Source organism: Priestia sp. P5_B4, from assembly GCF_056400385.1.
The window spans coordinates 1-1,481 of the sequence record NZ_JBFULJ010000916.1; the positions used below are offsets into that span (position 1 = coordinate 1).

General features: G+C 43.7%; 2 protein-coding genes. Both read right to left on the reverse strand.

The features are described 5' to 3' along the window. Nucleotides 1–306: 306 nt before the first annotated feature. Nucleotides 307–669, reverse strand: coding sequence for a P-II family nitrogen regulator (locus AC1DRF_RS27445; RefSeq protein ID WP_013057611.1), 363 nt, complete (start codon nucleotides 667–669; stop codon nucleotides 307–309). A 14-nt stretch (nucleotides 670–683) separates the two neighbouring features. After that, a partial coding sequence (locus AC1DRF_RS27450) for an ammonium transporter (protein ID WP_477742243.1) occupies nucleotides 684–1,481 on the reverse strand: 798 nt, incomplete at its 5' end.

A 1,481-nucleotide genomic window follows, 5' to 3' on the forward strand; every position in this document is an offset into this window, starting at 1 on the left:
GAGCTGAACTGCTTGTGACACCGCCATTGATTTCTGCGCAAGACTTCGCTTTCCGCGGGCAGTCGCTGATCCTCCTCGTCGCTTGCGCTCCTGTGGGGTCTCGTCTGTTCCGCTTTTCCTACAGGAGTCTTCGCCTTTCTTTCCAATCAGCTGCTAGAAGGAACGAAACAGATGTATGTTTAACATAACAAAGAAAACGAACCGTKAATCAAACATGTTGACTAACGGTTCGTTTTTCACTTTGGCTAACATACTTTTGTCCAAGCCTCTTTTATGTGACCCTTTGTTTTCTACTTCTCCCCGACTTTAACTATTATTTCGTAATGCCTGTGATCCCTCTTCCCCTGTTCGGATCTTAATCGCATTTTTTAATTCATAGATAAATATTTTCCCATCTCCAGGCTGACCTGTATTTAGTACTTTTCTTGCTTTATCAACAACGTCAGATACCGGAACTTCGCACACCACAATTTCTACTTTAATTCGTGCGTGCATGTTGTCTTGTTTTTTAACGCCTCTATAAAGCTCTGTAATACCTTTTTGCAACCCGCACCCCAGTGCATCCGTAACTGTAATACCGCTAACGCCGATTTTCGCCAGTTCTTGCTTAAGCTCTTCAAACTTTGAAGGGCGTGTAATAATTTCAATTTTCGTTAAAACATCACTCACTGTGCCCACCCCTTTTACATATTCGATTCGTGATACGCTCTTTCACCGTGCAGCGTAATATCAAGCCCAAGTGTTTCTTCTTCTTGTGTCGCACGCAGAGATACGATTAATCCAACCACTTTAACGATAATGAAGGTAGCAATACCGACAAATAGGTATGTTGCTACGATAGCAACCAGCTGTTTCCAAAGTAGACTTGGATCTCCGTAGAATAAACCATTCGCACCGGCGTCATTTACAGAAGTTGTGGCAAATAAACCTGTTGCAATACCTCCCCATGTTCCCCCAATACCGTGAAGACCAAATGCATCTAACGCATCGTCGTAACCGATTTTCTTTTTAAGTGAGAAGATACCCCAGAAACAAACTGCACCGCCGATAAAACCAATTACAATAGAGGCAAACGGTGTAACGAATCCACAAGCTGGTGTAATAGCTACAAGTCCAGCAATCGCTCCCGAAACGGCTCCAAGCAGCGTAGGTTTTTTATTGATAATCCACTCTACTACAAGCCAGCCGATAATTCCTGTTGCTGCCGCTGTATTCGTGTTAATAAAAGCCGTCATTGCAACGCTGTTAATAGTTAAAGAACTTCCAACGTTAAAACCAAACCACCCGAACCAAATCAGCATTCCGCCTAAAAGAGTTAACGGTAAATTGTGAGGTGCTGCGGCATCGGCATTTTTTCGTTTTCCAACAACAAGAGCTAGAATTAATCCTGCTACACCTGACGAAATGTGAACGACGTTTCCTCCGGCAAAGTCAATAGCTCCTAGTTCACGAAGCCATCCGCCAACTCCCCAAACCCAGTG